The sequence below is a fragment of the Rufibacter sediminis genome (assembly GCF_014269285.1).
Taxonomy (GTDB): domain Bacteria; phylum Bacteroidota; class Bacteroidia; order Cytophagales; family Hymenobacteraceae; genus Nibribacter; species Nibribacter sediminis.
Window position 1 is genome coordinate 310,559 of record NZ_JACOAF010000041.1, and the last position, 20,462, is coordinate 331,020.

Here is a 20,462-nt window from a genome sequence, read left to right on the forward strand (position 1 = left end):
ATCTTCAATCCAAAATCAGATGGGTTCAGAAGCATTGGTAAGTGTTGCCACCAAAGTAGCAGACTGTCACCAGAGTCGTCGTGATGACTTATATTTAAATGATAATTGTATTATAATTGCTTCAAATTTAATAAATTGAAAATTTATTTATGGCTTGCATTGCCCACCTCTCTCTATTTGTTTTCGTCTGCGTTATATGAAGCTACTCTTCTTTTTTATTATAAGTGCCACCTTTGTCTTAGGCAGCTGCAATAAAAACAAAGGCGACCAGCTTTTTCATTTACTGTCGCCGGACGAGACAGGTATAGTTTTTAGCAATACCCTGCCAGAGAACGACACACTCAACGCCATTGAGTACGATTACCTCTATAACGGAGCGGGAGTGGGCATCGGAGACATCAACAACGATGGGCTGGAGGATATCTTTTTCGGCGGCAACATGGTGTCCAGTAAATTATACCTGAACAAGGGCAACATGCAGTTCGAGGACATTACCGAAAAAGCAGGTGTCTCTACTGACCGCTGGGTAACAGGCATATCCATGGTTGATATTAACAGCGATGGTTTTATGGATCTCTATGTTTGTGTGGCCGGGCCAAATAAAACAGCTGAGAAGCCCAACATGCTGTTTATCAATAACGGCGATAACACTTTTACTGAATCGGCCGGGGCGTATGGTCTGGCAGATTCTGGATATAGCACCCAAGCAGCCTTCTTTGATTATGATAAGGACGGTGACCTGGACATGTACCTGCTTACAAATGCGTTGGAGAGTTTCCCGCGCAACAACGCCCGGCCTAAGAAAGTAGATGGCCAGGGCCTGAGTACAGACAGGCTGTACCGCAACAACGGCGACAATACCTTTTCTGATGTTTCCAGGGAAGCCGGCATCCTGATAGAAGGATATGGGTTGGGCTTGGGTATTGCGGATATCAACAATGACGGGTGGCCGGATATTTATGCGGCAAACGACTTTATCACCAACGACCTGCTATACATTAACAATGGTGACGGCACTTTCACAGATCACTCAAAGCAATACCTGAAACACCAGAGCTGGAATGCCATGGGCACGGACATCGCCGACTTTAACAACGATGGCCTGCTCGATATTATAACTGTTGACATGTTGCCGCCAGATAACCTGCGGGAAAAAACCATGATAGCGGCTCCTAACTACGACCGCTACAAACGCAATCTTTCGTTGGGATACCAGCCACAGTACATCCGGAACACCTTACAGCTAAACAACGGCAACGGTACGTTCAGCGAGATAGGCCAGTTGGCCGGCATTCACCGCACAGACTGGAGCTGGGCACCTTTGTTTGCTGATTACGATAACGATGGACTTCGTGACCTCCTGATCACGAACGGTTACCGCAAAGATGTCACCAACCTGGATTTTATTATTTACAAGCGCCAGGAAAGCCAGTTTGGAGGTAACGAGCACCAGGTTAAAACAATGGCGAAACTACTGAAGGATCTCCCTGGGGTAAAAGTGCACAACTATATCTATCAGAACACCGGCAACCTTTCCTTCGCAGATAAATCAATAGAGTGGGGACTGGATGCGCCCTCCTACACCAACGGAACTGCCTATGCTGACCTGGACAATGACGGTGACCTGGACCTTATCATGAATAACATTGATGAGCCTGCCTTTCTCTACAGAAACGATGCAGACAAGCTGCCCGACCGCCATTACCTGCGCGTTAAACTGGAAGGCGATGCTAAAAACAAAGCTGGGCTCGGCGTTAAACTTACTTTGAAGTATGGTGGTCAGCAGCTGTATCATGACCATTCGGTATACCGCGGATACAAATCTACAGTAGAAAGTGTCGCTCACTTTGGCCTGGGCAAAGCAACTCAGGTAGATGTACTGGAGGTGGTATGGCCGGATGGCAGACAGCAAACGCTGCAAAGTGTAAAGACCGACCAGGTTTTGACTGTACGTTATTCGGATGCTAAAGCCCCGAACGCGGCACCTGCCTCAACAATTACTGCCATGCTATTCCAAAGGGTTGACAGTACTGAAACCGGCATCCGTTACCAGCACCAGGAAAATGACTTTGTCGATTTCAAGCTACAGCCTTTGCTCATGCAGAAGTACTCACAGGGTGGCCCGGGCATTGCTGTGGGCGACTTGAACGGGGACGACCTGGAAGATTTTTACGTGGGAGGCTCCTCCGATGTCTCCGGAAAACTTTACCTGCAACTATCGGGGGGCAAATTTAAAGAAGCGGCTTTTCCTGATGCAGTGAAGCACGGAGATGACATGGGTGCTTTGTTCTTTGATGCAGACGGTGACGGAGACTTGGACCTGTACGTGGTGAGCGGGGGCAGCGAGTTTAAGGAAGGATCTGCGGAGTACCAGGACCGGCTTTACAAAAACAATGGCAAAGGAGCCTTTGCCTTAGATGCAGTTGCTTTGCCTACCCTCAGGGCAAGTGGCTCCTGTGTAATATCAGCCGATTATGACCAGGATGGCGATCTGGACTTGTTTGTGGGAGGAAGATTGGTGCCACAGCGTTATCCTTTACCGGCCAGAAGCTATATCCTTCGGAACGATGGGGGCAAGTTTACAGACGTGACAGTCAAAATATGTCCGGAACTGAAGGAAATGGGCCTTATTACCGCTGCGCTCTGGACAGACATTGACCAGGACGGACAGGTGGACCTGATGCTGGCCGGCGAATGGATGCCTGTTACCTTGTTCAAAAACAACAAAGGCCTGTTTAAAAACGCTACAAAAAATTCTGGTTTGCAGAATGCCATTGGTTGGTGGAATAGCCTGACGGCTGGTGATTTCGACAACGACGGCGACATAGATTACATTGGAGGCAACTTCGGCCTTAATTCTGACTACAAAGCGACTGCGGAACAACCTATTACAATTACGGCAAAAGACTTTGATAACAATGGAAGTATCGACCCGGTGTTAGGTCGTTACCTGATGCACAAAAACTACCCGGCCCACCCGCGCGATGCCATGACAGATCAGATGGTTTCGATGCGCAGGAAGTTCCGGTCTTTTGAATCGTATGCCAGCATAGGCTACGGTGATCTTTTCTCGAAAGAAGAGTTAGCAGGAGCCATCGTAGCAAAAAGCACCCATTTACAAAGCAGCTATATTGAGAACCTGGGGAACGGTAAATTTAAAGTTAGCCCACTACCGGTGCAGGCGCAGGTAGCACCAGCTTTTGGTCTGCTTGTAAACGACTATAACGGTGACGGAAATTTAGACTTGTTGCTGACAGGCAACAATCACGGCACAGAAATACAGGCAGGTTGGTACGATGCCTCCATTGGCATATACCTGCAGGGCAACGGGAAAGGCGGTTTTGCATGTGTCCCTGTTACCAGAAGTGGTTTTTTTGTAGATACGGATGCAAAAGGCATTGCTGAGCTTACGCTACCAAATGGCAAAAGCATGGTGCTCTCCGCCTCAAACCAAGGACCGGTGAAAACCTTTACCTATGTGCAGCAGAAAGAAGTGATACAGTTGAACCCTACTGATGCATGGGCCACAATAACGCTTCAGGATGGCAGAAAAGTGCGGCAGGAGTTTTACTACGGCTCAGCTTACCTGTCACAGTCGTCCAGAGTATTGGTTGTACCGGCAGGAGCGCAAACAATTACTATCTACGACTTTACAGGAAAGAGCAGGCAGTTGGCGCCTGAGGCAAACAGGTTAGCAGGGCGTCCATAAGTCACGGCACATGCTGTTCTCTTTGTGTTTCCAGCCACTTCTAAGGGGAAAGGTTTTTCCGGTAGTTAATTAGGATATAAAGAAGCCGATGTAGGAACTTGTTTTATAAGTAAGTAATTAGTTTATTACTATACAATTGCAGTTTGGGTGCCATAAGCATGTATTGCAGGGGTATAAAACCAATTACAGTATCTAAGTATCCCATTAAAATCATGAGAAGAATTAAAATACTGTTCCTTTCACTGGTTATTCCTATCCTATTTGGTTGTGAAGAAAAACATGATCTACCTGGCTTAGACAAATTCTCACAGTCGCAACTGATTGTGTGGAACAGGCACTTGAGTGAAATTATCATTAAAGATATCTTCAGTCCGCCTGTTGCCAGCCGTATTTACTCTTACCCAAACATTGCGGCATACGAAGCCCTGGCTCCAGCCTATCCTGCTTACAAATCTCTTTCAAGCCAGTATAATGGCTTATCAGAAATTCCTCAGCCCGATACAACTAAAGAGATATATTACCCGGTATCGAGCATCATCGCCTTCTCCACAGTGGGTAAAAAGCTTATCCTGGATGAGTTGAAGATGGAAGAATATGAGGCAGAGTATCTGGCGGAGCTAAAAAGAATCGGTATTAGGGAAGAAGTACTGAACAACTCCATTGCGTATGGCCGAGAGGTGGGAGGACATATACTGGCTTGGGCAAAGAAAGACGGTTATGTGGAAACACGGGCACTTACCAGGCATGTTATTTCTGCCAAGCCAAATACATGGCAACCCACTGCACCTGACTACATGCCTGCTGTAGAACCTCATTGGAATAAAATAAGGCCATTTGTCATGGATTCTGCATCGCATTTCAAGCCTCAGCTGGCAACGGCCTTTGACTCTTCGGCTACATCTGGTTTTTACAAAGAGGCGATGGAAGTTTACAGCATTGTAAAGAATATCGACAAGGAGAAACTTCTTATTGCCCGTTTCTGGGACGATAACCCAAATATATCCTACACCAAAGGGCATGTTACCTATTTCCAGCAGAAGTTAACTCCTCCCGGCCACTGGATTTCCATCACCAGTTCAGCTATCCGAAAGAATAAGCTGGACATGATGGAGGCCGCCGAAACCTATGTGATGGTTACAGCTGCGCTCGCCGATGGCTTTATTTCCTGCTGGGATGCCAAGTTTGCCTATAACTCTATTCGTCCGGATACTTATATAGAGCGCTACATTGACCCGGACTGGGACCCTATACTGCAGACGCCTCCTTTTCCGGAGTTCCCGAGTGGCCATAGTGTTATATCAGCGGCGGCAGCCACTGTGCTTACACATAAATTCGGTGACTCTTATGCTTTTATTGATTCTACGCAGCTGGCCATAGGCTTGCCAGTACGCAAATTCAACTCTTTCAACGAGGCGGCTTTCGAAGTGGGGGAGAGCCGGATCTACGGAGGCATTCACTTCCGCGCTGCCTGTGACCTTGGAGCTGAGCAGGGAAAGGCTATAGGTAACCATATCGTTTCTAAATTACGAACCCGCAAGGCAGAACAAACAGCTAAACTTTAGCCGGTCATGCTTTGCCTTGGATGTATAATTCTTTTAAAAGCAGTCTGCATTGGTTAACAACCAGCAAACTGCTTTTTTAATTTTAAAACTCATGTTCGCATTATTTAAAGCCTGTCCACTGTACAAGCTAAGTGCTGTATCATTTGCAACGATCCTTTTTCTTGCCGGCTGCAACACCGATCAGGGAAAAGAAGGCCAGAAGGAAAATACATCAGCAGCGGCAGAGACAGCTGCTGTACCTGTGTTATTTGAAAGCCTCTCTTCAACAGCGACAGGTATCACCTTTTCGAACACGCTTACAGAAACTGAAACCCTCAACGTGCTGGAGTTTGAGTACTTCTATAATGGCGGCGGTGTGGCGGTAGGTGACTTTAACAACGACGGTCTGCAGGATATTTTCTTTTCCGGCAATATGGTGCCCAGCAGGCTATACCTGAACAAAGGAAATCTAAAGTTTGAAGACATTACCGAACAAGCTGGCATTAATACTTCCGGTCGCTGGGCAAGCGGTGTAGCCGTAGCAGATATAAACAACGATGGCTACCAAGACATCTATGTGTGTGTAACAGGCAAAGCAAACCCGCAGCAGCGCACAAACCTGCTCTACATCAACAACCAGGATAATTCCTTTACAGAGTCGGCCCAGCAGTACGGGCTTGCAGACAACAGCTATTCCACGCATGCCGCTTTCTTTGATTATGACAAAGATGGTGACCTGGACCTTTACCTGCTCAACCATACCTTGGAAGAAACAAACCCTAACCTGCTGAGGCCCCAGTTACGGAATGGCTCAGGGAAAAATACAGACAAGCTTTACCGGAACAACGGGAATAACACTTTTACAGATGTCTCGAAAGCAGCTGGTATATTGGTGGAAGGCCACGGCCTGGGGGTAGCCATCAGCGACATCAACCAGGATGGTTGGCCGGATGTATACGTATCAAATGACTACCTATCGAACGATATCCTATACCTGAACAACGGCAACGGCACCTTCACTGACAAAGCCGCGGCTTATTTCAAACATCAGAGCCAGTCGGCTATGGGCAACGATGTAGCCGACTTTAATAACGACGGGCTGGTGGATATTATCACGGTAGATATGCTACCCGAAGACAACCTCCGGAGTAAGCTGATGTTCGCGGGCATGAACTACGACCGGTTTATGTCCGAAATTTACAACGGTTATGTTCCGCAGTACATGCGGAATACCCTTCAACTTAACAACGGTAATGCCTCTTTTAGTGAAATAGGGCAACTGGCGGGAGTACACAGCACAGACTGGAGCTGGAGCCCCCTGCTGGCCGACTTTGACAACGACGGCTACAAAGACCTGCATATCACCAACGGATTTCCGAAGGACATCACCAACCGTGACTTTATCATGTACCGCATGCAGGGCCTTAACAGCAATGTGCCAACAGAGGTGCTGAACAAGCAATTTATGAAAGTCATAGACCAGCTGCCCAGTGCCAAGAAGTCGAACTACATGTACCGGAACGAGGGTAACTTTACCTTTAGTAACCAAACCAAAGCCTGGGGACTGGAGGTGCCATCTTTCTCAAACGGAGCAGCCTATGCCGATCTGGATGGGGACGGTGACCTGGATCTCGTGACGAACAACATAAATGGGAAAGCCTTTGTATATCGTAATAACGCAGAAAAATACATTGGGAACAATTTCCTTAGGATAAAGCTGCAGGGAAACAAAGCAAACGCAGCTGGCTACGGTACCAAAGTCAGGGTGTTTCAGAACAATCAGGAGCAGTTTCAGGAGTATTCACCTTACCGTGGTTTTATGTCCACGGTGGAGCCTTTTCTACATTTTGGTCTAGGTCAAGCTTCTGAAGTAGCAGCTGTAGAAGTAACCTGGCCTGACGGCAAAGTACAGCGCCTCGAAAATGTGAAAGCCAACCAGGTGCTTACGCTGGCTCATAAAAATGCCGTGGCCACTAAGGTGCTACAGCAGAAGGCTGCACCCCAACTGTTCCAAAGCGCCAACGCCAGGTATAAGATAAACTATACCCATAAGGAGGAACCTTACATTGATTTTAAGGTACAGCCGCTGCTGCCGCACAAGTATTCGCAGAACGGACCAGGTATAGCAGTGGGCGATGTGAACGGCGATGGCCTAGAGGATTTTTATGTGGGAGGAGCCTTTAAGTACCCAGGCAGAATCTTTCTGCAGTCAAAGAACGGCACCTTTACAAGCGCTGCTATCACCGACCAGACGAAGTTTGAAGAAGACATGGGCAGTTTGTTTTTCGATGCGGACGGTGACGGTGACCTGGACCTGTATGTAGTCAGTGGGGGAAATGAATTCCCGGTCAATTCGCCCTACTTTCAGGATAAACTTTACAAAAACGATGGCAAGGGCAACTTTACCCTGGATGTGCAGGCGCTGCCCAACACAACCTCCAGCGGGTCATTTGTAACAGCGGCAGACCTGGACGGCGACGGAGACCTGGACTTATTTGTGGGCGGCAGAATGCGCCCGCAAAGCTATCCCGCTCCTGCCGAGAGTTACATCCTGCTGAATGAGGGCGGCAAATTCCGAAACGCTACAGCACAGGTATGCCCGACCTTACAAAATCTGGGGATGCTCACCGCCGCCCTCTGGACGGATTTTGATAATGACCACGCCGTAGATCTGATTGTGACAGGAGAAGGCATGCCAATAACGTTCTTCCGGAATGTGAACGGTACACTGCAGAACGTAACGGCTGCTACCAGCTTGCCTAATACCAGTGGCTGGTGGAATAGCCTGGTGGCAGGAGATTTCAACAATGACGGCGATATAGATTACATAGCGGGCAACCTGGGGCTGAATACCAAGCTTAAAGCGTCAGTCAAGGAGCCTGTAACAGTGTATGCCGCTGACTATGACCACAACGGAAGCATGGACGCTATAGTAGCACACTACGTGATGGGTAAGAACGTGCCGGCACGACCACGGGATGACATCTTTGACCAGATAGTATCGATGCGTAGGCGCTTTGCCAGTTACAACAGCTATGCCCGCGCCTCTGTTACAGAAGTACTTACTGCGGCAGAACTGAACGAATCTTATGTGCTGAAAAGTGTAAACATGCATACCAGCTACCTAGAGAACATGGGCAAGGGCAAGTTCAAAATCACATCTTTGCCGATGCAGGCACAGTTTGCGCCTGTGTATGGCATGACCGTGAACGACTATGATGGTGACGGAAACCTGGACGTGCTGCTGACCGGTAATTCTCAGGCTCCGGAGGTACTTAGTGGAGCCTATGATGCTTTCAAAGGTTTATTTTTGAAAGGAAACGGGAAGGGGGGCTTTCAGCCAGTGACGCTGCAGCAAAGTGGCTTCCTTGTAGATGGCGATGCAAAAGGAATGGCTGAACTGACCCTTTTTAATGGAAAGCCGCTGTTGCTTATAGCCAACAACGATGGTCCTCTGCAGGCATATACTACCAGCTCCGGAAGCCCGGCAAAGGTAATAAAGGTCAACCCATCTGACGCAAGGGTAGAGATAACCTTGGACACAGGTAAAAAGATAATAAAAGAGCTATATTATGGTTCTGGTTATCTCTCACAATCTACCAGAAGCATTGCCCTGCCTCAGAATACCGTCTCTGCTGTGGCTTACGACTATAACGGAAAGAGCAGAAAGATTAAATAGTAAAAGCCGCAAAAGGTATAAAAGTTAATTAAAGAAGATGCTTACGCTGCATAGAAAATACTTTAGGGCTGTTTCCTGCTCCCTTCTTTTCTTTATCCTAATGCTGGTTTCCTGTACTGGGGAAAAACAGGAGGACGGACACAGAAGTATGGTCACGCTACTCGAAGAGGTTGCCCAAAAATTTTATGTTGTAGACAGCAGGTTTGCCAATCATGCACGTGTAGATTACTTTGATTCACTGGCGAACCAAGCCACCGGAAGGAAAAAATTTGACTACGAATACCAGAAAGCAATAGAGTTACTTCGCGCAGGAGAACCGGCAGAGGCTGCCAAACTGTTTGAGAAGCTTCAACAGGAGTTGCCTCAGCTAGCGCATAGTTTCACCCCGAAAGATAGAGACCTGGCAGACAAACTGCAAGCGGATATAGCCCAATCGTACCTTCGCCTGGGCGAGCAGGAAAACTGCCTGATCAACCATACATCGGCTTCCTGCATCTTCCCGATTTCCAGCACCGGGGTGCATCAGCTACCACAGGGATCCCGAAAAGCGATTGAGCATTATACAGCGCTACTAAGCCGGAATCCTGATGCCTTGCATTACCGGTGGCTGCTAAACATCGCTTACATGACGCTCGGTGAGTATCCGGATGGGGTACCGGAAAAATGGCTGATCCCATTAGAAAAGCAGTCAGAACATCCTGTCGCTCGTTTTGAGGAAATTGCAGGAGCGTTAGGCGTTGATGTAAATGATATATCCGGAGGCTCCATCATAGAAGATTTTGACAATGACGACTTCTTAGATATTATGGCCTCTTCCTATGGCCTACGGGACCAGATTCACTTTTTTCATAATAACGGCGACGGCTCCTTCTCAGACCATACTGAGAAAGCGGGTCTGAAGGGAATCACTAACAGCCTGAACATGATGCAGGCAGACTATAACAACGATGGCTTTATTGATGTGCTCGTGCTGCGCGGTGCCTGGTTTGAACAGCAGGGCAGGCAGCCTAACTCCTTGCTGCGAAACAACAGTGACGGCACCTTTACAGATGTTACGGCAGAGGCTGGTCTGCTCTCTTTTTACCCAACCCAGACAGCCACCTGGAGCGATTTCAACAACGATGGTTGGCTCGACCTTTTCATTGGCAATGAAACAGCCCACAGGTTTAGCCCTAATCCTTGCGAGTTGTATATTAACCGCCGCGGCAGGTTTCATAATATCACCAAGGAGGCTGGGGTTGAACTCGCGCAATATGTTAAAGGTGTAACTTCCGGTGACTTCGACAATGACGGCTGGCAGGACATTTACATCTCCACGCTGTACGGCCAGAACTATTTGTTCCGCAACCTCGGCTTAGGGAAAAACGAGCAGCTAAAGTTTGAAGATGTAACTGAAAAGGCTGGCCTGCAGGAACCGATGATGTCGTTCCCTACTTGGTTTTATGACTATGACAACGATGGCTGGCTTGATATTTTTGTATCGGGATTTAAATTCAGCACGGAGCCCGGTGTTTCTTACAACGTGGCAGCCGAGTATTTGGGCCTGCCAAACAACGCCGAGAAAGCACGACTCTACCGTAATAACGGAAATGGCACTTTTACAGATGTGTCAGAAAAAGTGGGTATAAGTAAATCGCTGTATACCATGGGCAGTAATTTCCTGGATATCGATAATGACGGCTGGCTGGACATGTACCTGGGCACGGGAGACCCAAGCTTTGAATCACTTATCCCTAACAAGCTGTTCCGCAACAATACCGGCAAAAGCTTTCAGGATGTAACCACTTCTGCGGGAGTAGGCCACCTGCAGAAAGGCCATGCCGTTTCTGCAGGTGATATAGACAACGACGGAGATCAGGATATTTATACCGTGATGGGCGGCGCTTTTGAAGGCGATAATTACAGGAATGCGCTCTTCAAAAACACCTACCAGGAAAGCACTTCTGCTGGCAATAACTGGATCAAAATTAAATTTGAGGGAGCAAAAGCTAACAAAGCGGCCATCGGCACACGTCTGAAAGTGACATTTACAGATGCTGGCAGGCAAAGAACGATTTACCGGGATGTAAACTCCGGCGGAAGCTTTGGAGCCTCTACCCTGAGAGCTGAGTTAGGTTTGGGGCAGGCAACTAAAATCGACAAACTGGAAATAAAATGGGCAGGTTCCAACAGAACACAAGTATTCGAAAACATTTTAGCCAATCAGTTTGTGCAGATAAGGGAGGGCGACAGTGAGGTAAAGAAACAGGATCTTAAAAAGCTTAACCTGCAAAAGAAAAAAGGTGGGCATGATCTACATCATGCCCACCTTTCAGATCATCAATAATGGAATTAACGCTTTATTCCTCCGGGGATAGTAGCCAGGTTTGCTTGCCTGCTGCCGGTTAGTTCTGTCCGCACCTTGCCGGCCTTATCAACTACCTGCACAGACTTTGTGCCTGCTGGCAGCCACAGCGTTCGGGAAGACTGGGAGAGGTATCCGGAGCCAAAGTAGAATTCCTGCTTTCTTTTTTTTCCGTTCGCCAGCGTAATGCTAGCATAAGCATCAGAAGGCAGAATAGAAACTGCTTGTAAAGCTGCAGCATGCGCTGCACTGCTGTAAGCCTTTAAACTATCGTTATAAGAAGCAACCAACAGCAACGGAGTTCCATTTGCAGTATTGATTTCGGCCATACCTTTGGCATCAGAATCTACTATAAAGCCGCTCCTGTTCACATTCACGGGCGAGAACTGCCCTTGTCCATTGCCTTTCAGGTATAGGCCTGTAAAGGCATCGTAACGGCCCACCACGACCTCGGTAGCATAAGAGTTGCCGACCAGCAGCATGTCCAAATTTCCGTCACCGTCGTAGTCGTTTACCGTAATACCACACACGGGTGCGAATTGCGCGCGCATGGGTAAGGCCGTGATCTTAAATTTTCCATTCCCCTGGTTCTCAATATAGCTACTGCTGAAGTGCTCGCTTTTAGCAGCGTAAGCCCCCTCTAGCCTTTCTGCTGTAAATATTTCATCAAACGATTTACTGGCGTAGTCGTCGTAGCTCCTGAACTCCCGGCGCATCGATACCATCTGATCTGTCATGTTATCGCGGCCATGCACCAGTTGCTTTTTTCCCTGGATATAGTGCGTCATGATGGCGTCGGTTGTTCCGCTCTTGTCGAAATCCTTGGCATATACCTGAACAGGCTGCTCCTTCGATGCCTTGAATTTAGAGTTGAGGCCTAAATTGCCAAGCACAAAGTCAATGTCGCCGTCGTTGTCAAAGTCGCCGGCGGCCATGCTGTTCCACCAGCCATGTGTACCGCTGAGCCCTGTGCCGGCGGTAACATCCTGCAGCTTGCCCTTTACGTTCTTCAGAAATGTTACAGGCATCCATTCCCCTACAAGCACCAAGTCTACTGTGTTGTCGTTGTCAAAATCAGTCCAAAGCGCGGAGGTAACCATGCCTATATTGGAGAGCATGGGGGCAACGGTACTGGTCAGGTCTTTAAACTTGCCGCCATTGTTCTGCAGGATATAGCTCTGTGCCGGTAACGGGAATTTTCTCGGATCCACTCTGCCTCCTATAAACAAATCCAGGTCGCCGTCGTTGTCGTAATCGGCTGCTACTACGCAGGACCCACTAGCAGTTGTCAGTGGCAGTGCTTTGGAATCAAGCGTAAAATTGCCCTTGCCATCGTTTAGGTATAGTCGGTCCTGGTAGGCCTTGTCTCCTGTGGCATGCGTACTTCCGCCGCTCACCATGTATAGGTCCAGGTCGCCGTCACCATCCACATCAAAGAACAGGCTACCCATGCCTTCTGCCTTTGTGCCTTCCAAGGGTAGCGCTTTAGATGTAAACCTGCCGTCTTTGCCCTGCAAAAACAACATACCGCTATGGGTGGCATTGCCGCTCACATAGAAATCTTCCAGCCCATCACCGTTTACATCGCCAACCGAAATACCTGGGCCATTCTGGGAGTACTTGTGAGGTAGGAGAGGCTGCAGCTTAAAATCCACATACTCCTGGTGCTGGTCTTTATAGGCTATGCCCACAGCTGCTGTAACCTCTTTAAAGAATGGATCCTGGCTTTTTGCTGGTTCCTGCTGTATCTTTTTCCTTGCATGCTTATAGCTAACTGTGAGCACCTGGTTTGGCTTTACGTTTTGCAGTACCTGATACCTTCCATCAGGCCATGTAATCTCCAGCACATCTACCTGTTCAACTGCTCCTAAGCCGAAGTGCAATGTATTTTCCACTGTCGATTGAAATCCCCTAAAAGGATATTGCTCGCCCACCTGCAGCTTACCGCCATAATGCAGCACAGCCTTAGCGCCTATACCTGTCCTGTTTGCAGGCGCACCCTCAAACTTTACCCGAAGATAATTTCTGCTCTCTGCACCCTCTTTCTTTTTCTGCTCCTGCTCGGTTACCATATTCTGGTACACAAAAGGCTCCTCATCCACGTTGTTGATCACAATATCAAGGTCTCCGTCGTTGTCAAGGTCAGCATAAGCGGCCCCGCTAGAGAAGGACTCCTGTCCCAGACCCCAGTTCACCGATTCATCTGTAAAGGTTAAATCCCCGTTGTTGCGGTACAGGAAGTTGTGCTTTTTAACGCCCTCCATTGTTTCGGCCACTTTCACCAGGTGGGTTTCAGTACCTTTATTTCCGAAGCTGGATCTTGCCTGCGTAACATAGTAGGTGGCAAAATCGAGATGGGTAATATCCTTTCGTATACCATTTGTTATAAGAAGATCCCGGGTTCCGTCATTGTCGAAATCAGCAAACAAAGGGCTCCAGCTCCAATCGGTATAATGTATTCCGGCTAACTGGCTGATCTCGCTGAAAGAGCCGTTGCCGTTGTTTAACTGCAGCGTGTTTCGGACATACTGCGGCATATACCCCCGCTGTAGTGCCAGCTGAAACCCATCGTAATTTTTCACGCCATTCATGAGCTTCTGTCGCCTGCTGTCATCGGGCATCATGTCTACACTAATAATATCCGGTAAACCATCGTTGTTGAAGTCTGCTATGTCCGTGCCCATTGCAAAGTGGCTCGTATGTTTCAGGTAACTGCGGATGCTCTCGGTAAAGGTGCCGTCCTGGTTATTGATGTACAGCAGGTCATCGTAAATAAAATCATTCGTAACATAGATGTCAGGCCAGCCGTCCTGGTTCAGGTCACCAATTCCCACACCCAGTCCATACCCTTCTTTGACAATGCCGGCTTCTTCGGCCACGTTTGTAAAGGTGCCGTTCCCGTTGTTCCGGTATAGCCGGTCTGTGCTTGAGTTTTCGCCCTGGCGAGGCTTTGTGGAAATTACGTTCGGATTAATATCAGAGCGATTTACGGTGGCGATGTATACATCTAGGTGCCCATCGAGGTCATAATCAAAGAAGGTAGCCTGGGTGCTAAACCCTGTGTCGGCAAGTCCATATTTTTCCGCCTCCTCCTCAAACAGCGGCATGTTGTCGGCACGAAGGCCTTTGTTTATATACAGCAGGTTCTTCCGGCGTTGCGGGTCTTTGTATCCGGACATGCAAATGTAAATATCCAGCAGTCCATCGTTGTTAATATCTACCATGGATACTCCTGTGGCCCAGTTGGTAGTTTCCACGCCTGCCTGCTGTGTCACGTCCTCAAACTTTAGGTCGCCTTTGTTCAGGTAAAGCTTGCCAGACACCATATTGCCTGTAAAGAAAATATCCTGCAGTCCATCGTTGTTTACATCGCCAACGGCTACGCCTCCCCCGTTATAGAAGTACTCGAAATTGAGAAGATTAATGGAGTCGTTGGAGGTAAGCTTATTCTGAAAAGTGATACCGGTGTCAGCTGAAGATTTTAACTCAAACATCTTTTCTTCCTGACTACAGCTGGCAAAGCTTAGCGCGGCGAGAGAAAGCAGCAAAGCTTTGAGAAGTGCGGGAATGAAGGGAGTGGTCGAAATCATGTCAGGTGCAACTTGTAAACGGATTGACCTCTTTCAGAAGTTAATGTGCGTGCTGGTACAAATGTATACCGGCAATGAAGGCTATTATGGCTTAAGTGCCTCTCGGTTCAAAAAATTAACAATTCAGGCAGTGCTTAAAAGGTAATATTCTGGATTTTGCCGGCAACCACTGTATAAGTGGTTTCGCCTGAAGCAGACATACTGAATGCGAAATTGCCTGTTACTTTATAGTTAGCGGCATCGAACTGTGTAACCTGCAGTTCTCCATTGGTAATGCCGCCATTGTATTTCTTCTTCGTTTCCTGTAGTGCTGCTGCCGAAAGCCCCCGTACAAAATAAGCCTTTCCGTCGCCAGTGGCATTACTTCTAAATCTGTAAGTGCCCACTCTGTCGGTTCTAAGCTTTACAGAAAGCACAATGGCTGTTGTGTCAGAGCCCTGCACCTGCACCCCCATTACAGTCAGCGTATCACCGGATCCGACAAAGGCACTTGCACCGTTGTTGATGACACGTGTTCCTAACCTGTATGTGCCAGGTGTCGCTTTCCAGTCAGTTCCGTTCACCACGGCAGTTATATCAGATGGGGTATTGTTTACTAAATCAGGTAACTCTTTCTCTTCACAGCCAGCTAGCATCGGGCCAAAAATAGAAGCCAAACCCATTAAAAGATTTCTGCAAAATGTATTTTCCATAAGCTGGTATTCATCAATTACCTAAAAATAAGAATAAGGATCACAACCTGCGATCCTTATTCTTATTTACTATGGCTGAACCTAATGTAAGTTCGCCTAAAAATTCACTTAATTAAAAACCAGGATTCTGATCTCCCTGCAGGGCAGGGTTCCTGTCGATTTCTGCCTGAGGGATAGGCAGCAACTCGTTTATACCTTTCTTAAACGGCCTTCCCATCGGAATCAGCACATCAGCCGCCCGGCAGGTTCTAACAAGGTCGTAAAAACGGTGCCCTTCAAAAGCAAGTTCCTTGCGGCGCTCCTGCATGATAAGCTCGCGAAGCTCGGTCTGGCTTGATGCGGTAAGCGGCTGTGGGCAGGTGGCTCCTACTCTGCTTTCGCGCGCGCGCCTTCTAACTTCATTCAATGGCACTAGTGCCTCTGTTGTTCTGCCTAACTCATTCAGTGCTTCCGCGTTCCACAGCAGCACATCAGCATAGCGGATAAGCGTTATGTCGAGAGGGGAGTTTGCAGTTCCCGTTAACTCAGATTCCGGTATTAGAAACTTCCGGATGCTGTAACCGGAGCGCGCCCAGGTCGCGTCGTATTTCAGGCCGTTAATTACATCTCCCGGCTCTAAGATAGACTGCTTCAAACGAGGATCGCACGGTTCAAAAGCCTGGTAGATGTTGTTCACTCTGATGTTTGGGTTACCGCTGTAGTTATTGGGCGTGTTAGGCCCAATAGGCGTGCTGAAACCCCAACCAGAGGTTTGACTTGTACGAGGTGTAAGCCACTGGTTAAGGGCTAATCCATCGTTTTCGTTGTTCCAGCCACCTGTGCCTCCTATGCCCTGTATGGAGAACACAATTTCTGCACTATTCTCCCCTTCCAGACGAAACAAACTTTCGAAATTTTGTAACAGCCTGTAATTACCTGAATTGATTAGGGCACTGGTCAGGTCGGCCACCTCCTGGTACTTGTCTGCTGTAGCCCAGGGAGTTTCCGTACATCCGCCAGGGGTAGACTGCCAAAGCAGGGATTTAGCCAGAAGTGCCTGCGCAGCACCCTTGGTTGCTCTACCTACGTCAGCTCCTGAGTATGTTGCCGGCAGTACTTCAATGGCCTCTCTTAAATCCCGTTCTATCTGAGCCCAGTTCTCTGTAATAGACTTGGGACGAGGAACGAAAACTTCATCAGGGTTAAGCACATTCGTGATAAGGGGAACACGTCCGAAAGCTTTCACCAGGTCAAAGTAATACTGTGCTCTCAGGAACTTGGCTTCACCCAGGATTCTGGCTTTAAGTGTTTCGTCCATTTGAATAGGTGGCACACGCTCCAGCACTAGGTTAGTTCGGTACACACCGTCATACGACTGGCTCCACCACTCCCCTAATTGCTCGAAGTTTGCTGTGTGCGTAAAGTACTGGAGTTGGCGGATGTAAATTTCATCCCCGTCATCGGTACTTCCTTTGTCCGTATCACCACCTACCACATCACCCATAATCCAATCCATACGGGAGTGTACATCCCATTGAATGGGGTCATAAGCAGCATTTAAGGCAGCCAGTGCGTCTTCAGCTGAGGTATAAAAGTTTGCCGTTGTTAAGTCTGCAAGCGGCTTTCTGTCCAGGAAATCGTCTTTACAGGCCTGCAATGTCAGGCCCCCGGCTATTAACCCACCAGCCATCAGGGACAGGTAGATTGTTCTTCGTATATTTACCATTTTAAATTTGTGTTAATGCAATTAGTTAAAAACCAACGTTTACCCCAAGCATGAATGTTCTAGCCTGCGGATACACCCCGCGGTCAACACCTATTTCAAGTACGCTGTTGTTTTGGCCTGCTAGGTTCCTGGAAGAACCAATTTCCGGATCAAATCCATCATCGTATTTTGTCCACGTGAACAGGTTAGCAGCACTCACATATACTCTCATTCGCTTTATGTAGGCTTTGTTAGAAAAATCTGCTGGCACATTATATCCAAGCTGAAGGTTCTTCAGTCGTACAAAAGAACCATCTCTTATCCATCTGTCTGTGTCTTCCCTGAGGTTGTTATTAGGGTCACTGATTATCAATCTTGGATATTCTGCATTCGGGTTTTGCGGTGTCCAGGTATTGTTGATCATGGAAGAAAACTTATTACCAGCTACTGAACCATAACCGAAGCGTCCAACAGCATTTAATATGTCGTTGCCGAAGCTGCTGTTGAACAGGAAGTTCAGGTCGAAGTTCTTATAGGTGAACTCTCCTGTTAAACCAGCCGTGAAATCCGGAAGCGGGTTACCGATAAAGGTTCTGTCATCACCGTCTATCTGGCCGTCTCCATCACGGTCAACATAGATGATGTCTCCTAACCCGGCATCCGGCTGCACTGCTCTTACGACATCCAGCTGTTCCTGCGTTCTGATAATGCCGGCCGTCTGGAAACCAATGAATTGGGCAATAGGCATACCTTCCTGAGTACGGTTGAAAGGTTGCGTTAGTACTAAGCCGTTAAGATCCAGCACCTCGTTATTGATCTTGGTAAAGTTTACACCAAAACCATAGCCAAAGGCTTTGTCCATGTTACGGTAGCCAAGCGCCAATTCTAAGCCCTTATTCCGAATGGATCCGGCATTAGTAAAGGCAGCGGTGGCGCCGGTACTCTCCGGAATAGGAAGCTGCAGCAGCAGGTCTTTTGTGGTTTTTACAAAGTAATCTGCTGAGAAAGTGAGCTTATTGTTCAGGAAACCGGACTCTATACCAAAGTTCAGCTGCTCAGTTGCTTCCCATCTGATGTCTGAGTTAACCTGGGTACCCTGGAAAAAGCCTGGAACCTGAACACCGCCCAGTGCATACCGGCCACCACCCTGGATTACACCATAGGTTGGGTAATTGCTAAAGATGTTCTGGTTACCTGTCTGTCCCCAGCTGGCTCTTAGCTTCAGATTATTCACAAAACTTATGTTATCCTGAAAGAATGATTCTTCTGACAGTCTCCAGCCAATGGAGGCTGAAGGGAAAACACCATAGCGGTTGTTGGCAAATTTAGAAGATCCGTCTCTTCTGATAGAAGCGGTAACCAGGTACCTGCTTCCAAAGCCATAGTTTACCCTGGCTAACTGAGAGAAGATGGCAAATTCGCTGGCACCACCACTTACAAAGTAGTTAGTGGTGGCCTGGTTTAAGAACTGGATATCTGAATTTTTGAGAAACCCACCACCCCTGGCAAGTGCATTCTGAAAATAGTTGTCCTGCGCTTCTATACCCGCCAGTATGTTCAGGTCGTGCTCCCCGAAGGTTTTGGTATAGGTAAAGAGGTTGGCCCACTGCCATGATCTGTTCGTGTTGTTCTCTACACTCAGTTGGTTGGCAGCACTATTTCTGTTACCAATAGCAAAGGCAGGGTCAAAATTCTGATTTCTGAAGTAATTGAAATCCAAGCTAAAGCTGGATCGGAAAGACAAGCCATCCAGAATTTCTACCTCCCCGTAAACAGAGCCTAGCATACGGTAGTTTCGGTTTGTATTGAAAGACTCTAACGCCAACCATACCGGGTTTTCAGCTTCTCCTTCAAAGTTACCCGAAGGGCCTGCGAAAGAGCCATCCGGGTTACGAACTGGCACTGTAGGCAATTGGCGTACACCACGTGCAAGCACATCGGTGTTCAGGTTCTCGTTGTTAGGGATAAGCGACTCCTGCGTAGAACTTAACTGCAGGGTATTCCCGATCTTTACTCTGCCCCCAATCTTATGGTCTGTATTGAGACGGAAGGTAAATCGCTCAAAATCAGTGCCTATGATGATGCCATCCTGCTGGAAATAGCCGCCTGATACATAAAGGGTCGAATTGTCGCTACCACCTGACCAGGATAACTGATAATTGGAGATAGGAGCTGTTCGGAATATTTCCTTCTGCCAATCAGTTCCTTCTCCTAAAGACTCAGGATTCGCCCAGGCAGGATTTGTTTCAGCTCCTGCAGCCTGCCTGGACAGGTTATCAAGCCGGGCATATTCTGAGGCATTTGTCAGATCCAGCGTGCGCCAGGCCGTTTGTATACCTGTGTAAGCAGAGAGATTAACCTCGGACGTACCCGCTCTTCCTTTCTTGGTGGTTACAACCACCACCCCGTTCGCCGCTCTTGAACCATAAATGGCAGTGGCAGAGGCATCTTTCAATATTTCAATGGAGGCAATGTCATTACTGTTTAGGTAGTTGATATTTCCTTCCACCTGAACACCATCCACCACGTAGAGCGGGTCGTTGTTACCAATGGTGCCGGCACCACGGATGCGTATGCTTGATCCAGCGCCCGGAGAACCAGAGTTAGAAGTTACTTGCACACCTGGTGTCTGTCCCTGCAAAGCCTGGGCTAAAGTTGGCGTAGGAATTCTCTCAAGAGCTTCCCCCTGCACCGAAGAAATGGCGCCTGTTACGTCAGCGCGCTCCTGCGTACCATATCCGACTACAACAATTTCACGTAACGTTTTAGTATCTGTCACGAGAGTAATGTTAATCGTAGATTGGTTATTTATCGGAACTTCCTGTGTGGTATAACCAATAAAAGAAACAACCAGGGTGCCGGTACCGCTTGGCGCATCTAATGTATAGTTGCCACTTTCGTTTGTGGAAGTAGCTACTGAGGTTCCTTTTACCAAAACAGTAGCGCCCGGTATGCCTTCACCATTGTCGCCTACAACCCTTCCGCTTATAGGCACTGTTTGCATAAACACATCATTTGTAGCCAGTGTGTTGCCAAAAATGTTGGACCCGGTAAAATTGCTCTCTGCCAACACAGGGCTTTGTGATAAACAAGCCGCCGCCAGCAGCATAGCTAACACTTTTTTCTGGTATGGCGTTTTCTTATGACTGCTGTTCGTGAGCAGCCACATATTAAAGTAGTTTTTTTTCATATAGTAATTTGTTATTGTTTACAGTTTTGTTTG

General features: G+C 47.9%; 8 protein-coding genes. 4 read left to right on the top strand and 4 right to left on the bottom strand.

Annotation, left to right across the window (positions count from 1 at the left end; genetic code table 11):
• The first annotated feature begins 196 nt into the window (after positions 1–196).
• The 4 genes from H7U12_RS17410 to H7U12_RS17425 all read left to right on the top strand — a co-directional run bounded on the left by H7U12_RS17410 (position 197) and on the right by H7U12_RS17425 (position 11,255).
• Positions 197–3,709 (top strand): VCBS repeat-containing protein, encoded by a 3,513-nt coding sequence (locus H7U12_RS17410; protein WP_186640380.1) that lies wholly within the window; start codon positions 197–199, stop codon positions 3,707–3,709.
• Between the two features lie 212 nt (positions 3,710–3,921).
• Positions 3,922–5,271, top strand: a complete 1,350-nt coding sequence (locus H7U12_RS17415; RefSeq protein WP_186640382.1) for a vanadium-dependent haloperoxidase — start codon at positions 3,922–3,924, stop codon at positions 5,269–5,271.
• A 319-nt stretch (positions 5,272–5,590) separates the two neighbouring features.
• Entirely contained in the window at positions 5,591–8,929 is a 3,339-nt protein-coding gene (locus tag H7U12_RS17420) for a VCBS repeat-containing protein (RefSeq protein WP_186640384.1), read from the top strand.
• Between the two features lie 148 nt (positions 8,930–9,077).
• The gene (locus H7U12_RS17425) at positions 9,078–11,255 is read left to right on the top strand and encodes a CRTAC1 family protein (RefSeq protein ID WP_186640386.1); all 2,178 of its coding nucleotides are present in this window, start codon (positions 9,078–9,080) and stop codon (positions 11,253–11,255) included.
• Positions 11,256–11,260: 5 nt separating this feature from the next.
• On the opposite strand, the gene H7U12_RS17430 is transcribed toward H7U12_RS17425, so the two are convergent.
• The 4 genes from H7U12_RS17430 to H7U12_RS17445 all read right to left on the bottom strand — a co-directional run bounded on the left by H7U12_RS17430 (position 11,261) and on the right by H7U12_RS17445 (position 20,429).
• Entirely contained in the window at positions 11,261–14,863 is a 3,603-nt protein-coding gene (locus H7U12_RS17430) for a VCBS repeat-containing protein (protein ID WP_186640388.1), read from the bottom strand.
• 134 nt (positions 14,864–14,997) lie between these two features.
• Entirely contained in the window at positions 14,998–15,555 is a 558-nt protein-coding gene (locus H7U12_RS17435) for a hypothetical protein (RefSeq protein ID WP_186640390.1), read from the bottom strand.
• A 112-nt stretch (positions 15,556–15,667) separates the two neighbouring features.
• A complete protein-coding gene (locus H7U12_RS17440; RefSeq protein ID WP_186640392.1) occupies positions 15,668–17,260 on the bottom strand; it encodes a RagB/SusD family nutrient uptake outer membrane protein in 1,593 nt (530 codons plus the stop codon).
• 25 nt (positions 17,261–17,285) lie between these two features.
• On the bottom strand, positions 17,286–20,429 hold the full coding sequence (locus H7U12_RS17445) for a SusC/RagA family TonB-linked outer membrane protein (protein ID WP_186640394.1): 3,144 nt from the start codon (positions 20,427–20,429) through the stop codon (positions 17,286–17,288).
• Between the last annotated feature and the right edge of the window lie 33 nt (positions 20,430–20,462).